Source organism: Pedobacter sp. HMWF019 (assembly GCF_003061025.1).
Classification (GTDB): domain Bacteria; phylum Bacteroidota; class Bacteroidia; order Sphingobacteriales; family Sphingobacteriaceae; genus Pedobacter.
This window is the reverse complement of sequence record NZ_QAIL01000262.1, coordinates 1-9,095: the sequence shown is the minus strand read 5'-3', so window position 1 is coordinate 9,095 and position 9,095 is coordinate 1. Positions and strand designations below refer to the sequence as shown.

At 39.3% G+C, this 9,095-nt stretch carries 4 protein-coding genes; all 4 read left to right on the top strand.

What is annotated here, in order from left to right; translation table 11 throughout:
• Positions 1-2,045 (top strand): glycoside hydrolase family 2 protein (locus DBR11_RS15295; RefSeq protein WP_233260769.1); only part of this gene is annotated, 2,045 nt, incomplete at its 5' end.
• A gap of 142 nt (positions 2,046-2,187) precedes the next feature.
• Complete coding sequence (locus DBR11_RS15290) at positions 2,188-5,397, top strand: TonB-dependent receptor (protein ID WP_108553526.1); 3,210 nt, start codon at positions 2,188-2,190, stop codon at positions 5,395-5,397.
• A gap of 26 nt (positions 5,398-5,423) precedes the next feature.
• Entirely contained in the window at positions 5,424-7,205 is a 1,782-nt protein-coding gene (locus tag DBR11_RS15285; protein ID WP_199233852.1) for a RagB/SusD family nutrient uptake outer membrane protein, read from the top strand.
• Position 7,206: 1 nt separating this feature from the next.
• Positions 7,207-8,640, top strand: coding sequence for an alpha-L-fucosidase (locus tag DBR11_RS15280; protein ID WP_108553525.1), 1,434 nt, complete (start codon positions 7,207-7,209; stop codon positions 8,638-8,640).
• Positions 8,641-9,095 lie beyond the last annotated feature (455 nt).

The following is a 9,095-nucleotide window of genomic DNA, read 5'->3' as shown; positions in this document are numbered from 1 at the left end:
ATATAGCCTTTTTAACTTTGGCATTTTCCTTTTTTTGCTTTGCTGTGCAAGCGCAATCCAGATCAACTTTAAATTTTAACAGTGACTGGAAATTCAAAAAAACAAATGAAAACGTGGTCGCGAAGACGGAATGGGAACGGGTAACCATCCCACATACCTGGAATGCGGAGGATATGCAGCTGTCAAAAGACTTTTATGAAGGCGAAGGACAGTATAAAAAAGAGTTTGACCTGAGTGAAGAATATAAAGATAAAAGGATTTTTTTACGTTTTGAAGGGGTAGGGCAGGTTGCACAAGTCTATGTAAATGATAAACTGGTTGGTACACATAAAGGATCTTACAGTGCTTTTTGTTTTGAGATCACTTATGCGGTTAAACCTGGTTTAAAAAATACCGTTCTTGTTAAAGTTAACAATAAAGCGAGAAAAGATGTTATCCCGGTTAACCACTTCCTGTTTGGAATTTATGGTGGGATTTATAGGCCTGTAAGCTTAATTGTAACCAATAAGCTGAACATCAGTACCACAGATTATGCATCGCCAGGTATTTATTTAAGCCAGAAAAATGTGACTCCAAAATCTGCAGAGGTTAACCTGGCTGTTAAAATAGAAAACAAACTTTCCGCTCCGCAGGAAATAACAATCAAAACGACGGTATACGATAAAGAAGGGAAATCTGTTCTGACTAAAAACACCAATGAGCGGGTAACGATGCAGGGAAGACAGCGCTTTGAACAGAATTTTATGATGGAAAACCCTCATTTATGGCAAGGATTAGACGACCCTTATCTGTATAAAGTGGTTACCCAGGTTCTTCAAAAGGATCAGGTTATTGATGAAGTAGTACAGCCACTAGGTCTTAGAAAATTTGAATTTGCAGGAAAGAATGGGTTTTTCGTGAACGATAAGGCCTATCCGATGTATGGCGTTACCCGTCATCAGGACAGATGGAAATACGGAAATGCATTGAGCAATTCACAGCACAAGGAAGATCTGGATATGATCAGGGAAATGGGGGCAACCACCATTCGCTTTGCCCATTACCAGCAGGCAGAATATATCTATTCACAATGTGACACAATGGGGTTTGTAATCTGGGCTGAAATTCCTTTTGTAAACACCTATACTTCTGAAGAAGGAGATAATGCCAAACAGCAATTAACCGAGCTGATCCGTCAGAATTACAATCATCCGGCTATTTATGTATGGGGATTACATAATGAGGTGTATGGAAAAACACCTGCAGATTTTCCGGCAGTTTTGACCAGGGACCTTAATGAGATCGCTAAAATAGAAGATCCAGGCCGTTATACCGTAAGTGTGAGCGGCTATGGCGAAATGGAAAGACCAACAAACCTGAATGCAGATATTCAGGGAATGAACCGTTACTATGGCTGGTATGAAGGTAAAATTAGCGGATTGGATAAATGGGCCGAAAACCTGGAGCAAAAATATCCAGATAATAAAGTGGTTTTATCTGAATATGGGGCAGACGGGAACGTATTCCAACAAAAAGAACAGGCACTTTTGGGAGATATCTACAATTATACTTTGCCTGTTTATCCTGAAAATTATGAAACAAAGACGCACGAGATACAGTGGCCAATTATAGCGAAACACCCTTATATCGTTGCTTCTTATTTATGGAATATGTTTGACTTTGCTACCCCTATGTGGGATAGAGGAGGAATGCCTGCCCGGAATATGAAAGGCCTGGTCACTTTTGACCGGAAATTAAAAAAAGATGTTTTTTACTGGTATAAGGCAAACTGGAGTAAGGAGCCAGTACTGTATATCACTGAGCGGAGAACAACTGAACGTACGCAGCAGACCACACAGGTCACCGTATATTCCAATACCGGGCAGCCAGAGCTTTATCTAAATGGCAAAAGAATAACTACTACTCCGCAAGTGGTTGATGTTCAGGTGCATTATGTATTCGATCATATAGAATTAAAGAAAGGAAAAAATGTAATCAAGGCCAGGACCACAAAGGAGGGAAAGAGCTATACTGACGAGGTGATCTGGAATTATAATGGCAGATAAGGGATCTGCCATTAATCAGCCTCTTGTTTCGATTTTTCTACCCTTTTGCTTCGAATATTCATCTTTTTTAGCTGTTTAAAACAACATTTTTGACTATAACCAAATAGATTTCTCATTGCCAACTAAACTAACCAAACCATATATGAAAAAAAGAAGACTACCAAAAGAATTATGGTGGCCAGTATCCAGGAAGTACCTTGTGATGGTGCCATTATTGGCCTGCTTATCTCATGCAGAAGCATTTGCAGGTCCACTTGTAACACGGGTAGAGTGGAAACCGACAGCTCAGAAAAATGTAAAGGGTATTGTGAAGGATGAAGAAGGGATGCCACTACCTGGAGTTAGTATTTTGGAAAAGGGAACCAAGAATGGGGCCAGTACCAACGGCCAGGGAGAATTTTCCATTACACTTAAAAACCCCAATGCTATATTAATAGTAAGCAGCATCGGTTTTTTACCTCAGGAAGTCCCTGTAAAAGGAGGTACTCTAAATATTGTTCTGAAGGGGGATAAGAAAGCCCTGGATGAAGTTGTTGTTGTGGGGTATGGTACGCAGAAGAAAGCAAATCTAACCGGGGCTGTTAGTCAGATTGATTCCAAAATGCTGGAAAACAGGCCAACTGCAAACCTTGGCCAGGCATTGCAGGGGCTCATGCCCAACTTTAATGTGAGTATCTCCAACGGAAGCCCTAATACAGGAGCAACTTATAATGTAAGGGGTGGGACATCTTTTTTTAAAGATGCGAATGATGGCAATAAGATAAAGTTTCAAAGCGGAGCTCCTTTCATCTTGGTTGATGGGGTAGAAATGGATCCAAACTTACTTAATCCAGAAGATATTGAGTCTGTAACTTTGTTGAAAGATGCTGCATCGGCGGCTATTTATGGTGCAAGAGGGGCATTTGGTGTTATGCTCATTAAAACTAAATCTGGAAAGGGAGGGAAATCAAGGGTCACGTATTCTAATTCTTTCCAATGGAATACTCCAACCGCTGTACCAGATATTCTGGATGCTTATTCTATTCAGGAAGCTATCGTCAAAGCCGCTGCACTGGAAAATGGTTCAGCAGGATCAAACGAGATACTGAAACTCCAAAAGATCAAAGAATATATGGATGACCCTTTGCACAACGAACCTTATTATTTCGAAGCAAATGATGTGCAGAAAAATAATATCATCTGGAGAGGAAATGTCAACCCATATAAAGAGGCTTTATCGAATTACTCTCCTATGCAAAAACATAACCTGTCTTTATCAGGAGGGAGCGACAATGTTTCTTACTATGGGTCATTTGGATATCAAAACGAAGATGGACTTTACAAGATTAATACAGATAACTTTAAGCGCTATAATGCCTTATTAAATGTGTCTGCAAAGATAAATAACTGGTTCAAGATTGACTTTAAAACTGCCTATAACAATTCAACGTACATCGAGCCGGTAAGTCCGTCGGGCAAAGGTGGGTGGTGGGTGGCTATGTCTCAGGAACCTTCTCGTAATGTGAGTATGCCTATGCTTGTTCCTGCATCGCTAAATGTTAAACCGAAATATACAGATAATATTTTGTCGTTTATGGATTATGGATCATCTGACCAAACCAACAAATCAAATATTTTACTTTCTGCCTCTCCAAGTCTGCAGTTTACAAAAGAATGGTCGCTGAAAAGTGATTTATCTTATTTAGCCAACAGCACAATAGAAAAGACAATTTTGCCAACGTTGGAAAGACTGGAAACGACTAGAAATGCTACGACAACTGTTCAAACAAATCCAGATTATATTAAACGTTACAATTTTAATTCTAATAAATATACAGTAAACATTTATACCGATTATATAAAAACGATCGCAGGAAAACACAACTTTCACGGTTTAATTGGTTTTAACCGCGAATGGTATACTGACCAGGATGTAACTGCACAGAGAAACAATATTAATGTAAATGTGCCTACAATAAGCCAGGCGCAGGGATTGCAAACTGTTGGCGACAGCGAATCTCACTGGGCGGTTCAGGGATTGTTTTATCGTCTGACTTATAACTATGATGGGAAGTATCTGTTCGAATCTAACGGACGTTATGACGGCACCTCGAAATTTCCTTCGGACACAAGGTTTAAGTTCTTTCCTTCATTTTCTGCCGGATGGCGCGTAAGTGAGGAGCAATTTGCAAAGAGTATAAAACCCTATATCAATGACCTGAAATTAAGAGCCTCTTATGGTAGTCTTGGAAATCAGAATGTTAAGAATTATTTGTATATATCCAATTACGGTACAGATGCCCAGATACAATATTTGTTAAATGGAGTAAGACCTGTAGGTGTTACTGCTCCAGGTCTGATAGATCCAAATTTAACCTGGGAGACGGCAACCACGATAGACTTTGGAGCCGACCTGACGGTTTTTAAAAATTTCGAGATCAGTTTTGACTGGTATAACAGAAGAACTACAGATATTCTTACTGACGGTTTGAAATACCCCGCCGTTTTAGGTGCATCCTCACCACAAGTCAATTCTGGAACCATTGATACCAAAGGCTGGGAATTAATTTTAAAATATAGAAATGCGACCAATTTTGGATTGAATTATGATCTGGCATTCACCTTAGGTGACTACCAGTCTAAGGTGGTGAAGTTCGATAATAATCCGAATAAGATCATCAGCGATTCGAATCTATATGAAGGGCAAAAGATGGGAGAAATCTGGGGATATGAAACTTATGGTATCTTTCAATCACAAGATGAAATCAACAAGGCTCCAAGCCAGAAGCTAATATCTTCAGGTTTATGGTATCCGGGAGATGTGCGTTACAAAGATATCGACGGGGATAACCAGATTACTTTTGGAAATAATACTGTTGGAAATTCAGGGGATAGAAAAATAATCGGAAACAGTACGCCAAGATACCAGTATGGCTTGAATTCCAACTTTAATTATAAAGGATTTGATTTGAACATTTTTTTCCAGGGTGTGGGGAAAAGAGACCTTTGGATTGGAAACAATTTATATTGGGGTGCCGGCGCAACGGGTACTTACGAGACCTATAACAATTCGTGGACACCAGAACACACCGATGCTTTTTATCCGGCCTATAAAAACGCGGCCCGTAACAGGCAGGTACAGACCAGATATTTGGCAAATGGTGCTTATTTACGTATGAAGAATTTAGCGTTGGGTTACACATTACCTCAATCATTTACCAATAGGATCAAATTGCAGAGATTAAGGGTTTCTGCTTCTGCATACAATTTGTTTGAATTTAAAAGTGTACCAAAGACATTCGATCCTGAATTGTTGGGAATGGATTATCCAATTATCAGATCCTATGCACTAGGAATACAGGCAACATTTTAATTCAAAAGTCACTTAAATTATATAAGATGAAAAAGAGTATAAAAACATTCATATTTGGATTGGTTTCTGCATCATTGCTTTTTAGCTGTAAAAAGGATTCGCTGGATCGCTTCCCATTAGATAATATTACAGACCAAAATTATTGGAAAACAGAAAATGACCTAAAGCTTTATAACAACAGCCTTTATCCAAGATATATTGTTGGATTTGGAACTGATTACGCAGATGGTACTGTTCAGCCTTGGGGGGTAAATGTAAATACACTGGTTTATGGAGATGTAATCACAGATAATGCTGCTCCACTTACTTATTCTAAGGTCGGAACGGATGAGTATATTGCCTATCTTTCTGGAGGCAGTGGATCTGGAGGATGGAATTTTGAAGGTATAAAACAATTGAATTTCTTTTTGGATAACTACAAAAGGGCAAACCTGACCGCCGATGTTGCTAACAAATATGTAGGAGAGGTTTATTTTTTTAAAGCCCTTGATTATTTTACCAAGGTTAAACTATTTGGAGATGTGCCATGGTTGCAACATTCCTTAAATGTTAATTCGCCAGAGCTGACGGCGGCCAGAACTCCAAGGGCACAGGTGATGGATTCTGTAATGTATATTTTGAACAAGGCTATAGACTATTTACCTGCAAAAGGTTTGGAGGAGAGTAATCGCCTGAACAAGGATATGGCACAATTCTTAAAATCAAGAATAGGTTTGTATGAAGGAACGTATAGAAAATATCATTCAGAGTTGGGATTGGATGGATCTAAGTTTTTGGGATATTGCACAGAAGCTTCAGAGGCTTTGCTGACTAAATATAGCTTAGTTCAGGGGGATCAAAAGTCTGTGTATAATAGTTTGTTTGCAACTGAATCCTATAAAAATAATACAGAAATAGTGATGTGGAGAGAATATTCTGCAGCATTAAACTATGGTGCGGCATTTAGCCGTTATTTTGCTCAAAATCTCAGACATCAATTTGGAGCTACCCGGAGTTTAGTAGACGATTACCTATGTTCGGATGGACAGTCCATTTCTACAAGCCCTTTGTTTCAAGGTAAAGGATCTATACAAATAGAAATGCAAAACAGAGATCCCCGTTTATCACAAACCGTTGCAAATTTTGGGACTTATGAACTGGCTGCAACAACTATTCAAGGTTCAAATAATGCACCTCTGCCAAATTTGCCCGGAATGAGCGGGAATAAGTGCCCAACAGGATATCGTTTAGCCAAATGGTTTTATAATAGTCCGGCAGACTGGGATCGGGTAACGAGTGGCCAGCAAGCTGCGCCGGTATTTCGCTTTGCAGAAATTCTGTTAAATTATGCAGAGGCTAAGTATGAGTTAGGTCAGATTAGTCAGTCTGTTATTGACCAGACCATTAATAAGCTTCGTAGTCGTGTAGGAATGCCAAATCTTGTCATTGGCAATGAACCTGCAGATCCTCGTTTGGATGCCATCTATCAGACCTATGTAGGAACACCAATTGCTCCGTTATTGAGAGAGATCCGTAGGGAGAGAAGGGTAGAGATGGCTTTTGAAAATACCCGCTGGGATGATTTGATGAGATGGAAAGCTGGAAAACTAATCAATGTTCCTGTTGAAGGCATTAAATTTGTTCAATCGCAGTTTCCAGCAGTGGTGGTAAATAAGGATATTTATTTAAGCGCAGAAGGTTATATATTGCCTTATTTTAAAACTCTTCCTGCCGGAAGGAAGTTTAACGAGTCAAAAGCCTATTTGTTTCCTATTCCAACAGAAGATATATTGCTCAACAAAAATTTAACTCAAAACCCAAACTGGTAAAATGAAGCTTTCAGAAAAGAATATTGGATTAACCTTTTTGATGATATTGTTCTTAAGTTTTGCTAATGCACAGGACAAGGAACAGGTGAAACTTGTCCATGGCAGTCACCGTGTTGGAAAAAGAACCGATGAGGTGATGCAAAAATGGAGGGGCTATGGTCTTGGTCAGTTTATACACTGGGGTTTGTACGCTATACCTGGTGGCGAATGGAATGGCAAACAATATGATGGCGCTGCGGAATGGATCAGGTCCTGGAATGGTATCCCGAAATCGACTTATGATTCTTTGATTTATAAGTTCAATCCGGTTAATTTCAATCCTGAAGAATGGGCTGGAATAGCGAAGAATATGGGCGCTAAATACGTGACCATAACCACTAAACACCATGATGGATTCTGCTTATGGCCAAGTAAATATACGTCTTATACGGTAGCGAAGTCTCCATGGAAGAAGGATGTAATAGGGCCGCTGGTAGATGCCTACAATAAGGCAGGGATAGATGTGATCTTGTATTTTTCTATCATGGACTGGAACCATCCGGGCTGGAGATATGACATCAAAACCAAGTCTGATAGTATTGCCTTTGAAGGCTTTAAGAAATTTACCCGAAACCAATTGATTGAATTGCTGACCAGATATCCTACAGCTAAAGGACTCTGGTTTGATGGAACCTGGGATAAATCATGGGTAAAACAGGCTGAATTTGCTGATGAACTGGAAACCGAAATGCGTAAACTGCATCCGGGATTGATTATTGGCAGCCGCTTTAGAGCTGATGAGTTTGGAAAACGTCATTTTGATTCTAATCATGTGCTCATGGGCGACTATGAGCAGGGATGGGAACGTAAATTACCCAATAAGATAGAAGATGTGCATGGAAACGATTGGGATTGCGTGATGACAGTTCCGGAAAATCAATGGGGCTATAACAAGGCCTGGAAGGGACATATTAAAACCAGCAACGAGTTGATTGAAATGACGGCCAAAGCCGTATCCTTAGGAGGAAATTTTGTGTTGAATTTTGGTCCAAAAGGGGATGGGTCGATTCGTGATGAGGAGAAAAAACTGGCTGCTGAAATCGGGAACTGGATGAAGGTAAACAACGAGGCGATCTATAACTGTGAATATGCAGGACTGGAGAAGCAAGACTGGGGATACTTTACTAAAAAAACAGGTGCCGACAAGATTCATATGATTGTATGTAATATACCTGTTTCTGGTGCGTATCAGGTTAAGCTTCCTGCAGGAACAGGAATCAGCAAAGCTTATTTACTTACGCAACCGGATGAACGTTTAAATGTAGAGGAGATCCAGAGCAATGCATACTTTGTTCATTATAAAAATACAGGAGCTGATAAGCCTTTTGTGCTGGTGATTGAAACGAGCAGTAAAGTGAAAGGAAGTGGAAATAGCTACGAAAAAGCGAAGACTTAGTCCGTATATATGATTTTGATGCGCAGGAACCGACTTTGGCAACCTGCGCATTATATCTTGCTGAAGCATAATCAAGGTAATAATTATATAATTAAATATCTATGAGTAATGCCATTATATATAATTCGCCTGTAACGCTGAAACTTTGGCTGCACGTCTAAAGATGTAGGTCGATTAGAAGCCTCCTGCCTAACTTTAAAATATTCAGATAGTTTTCTAATTACTTCTTTAGATAACCCCTTTTTGTAATGCAGGATATCAGATACATAACCTTTACTAATTTCAAGAACCTACAATTCTTTTAAAGTATCTGCAAAAGACACTTGTTTCTTCAAAATGAAGCTCATTGCTAATTTCTTTAATTGATAATTTTTTAGCATAAAACGAAACGTTTCTTTGTTGGTTAGCATGCTTTGAAATTAATTGATAAAAATCGTCTATAATCTCATGTGTAC

Coding starts and splice junctions, on each gene's coding strand:
- DBR11_RS15280 (WP_108553525.1), top strand. CDS start 7,207: ATGAAGCTTTCAGAAAAGAATATTGGATTAACCTTTTTGATGATATTG.
- DBR11_RS15290 (WP_108553526.1), top strand. CDS start 2,188: ATGAAAAAAAGAAGACTACCAAAAGAATTATGGTGGCCAGTATCCAGG.
- DBR11_RS15285 (WP_199233852.1), top strand. CDS start 5,424: ATGAAAAAGAGTATAAAAACATTCATATTTGGATTGGTTTCTGCATCA.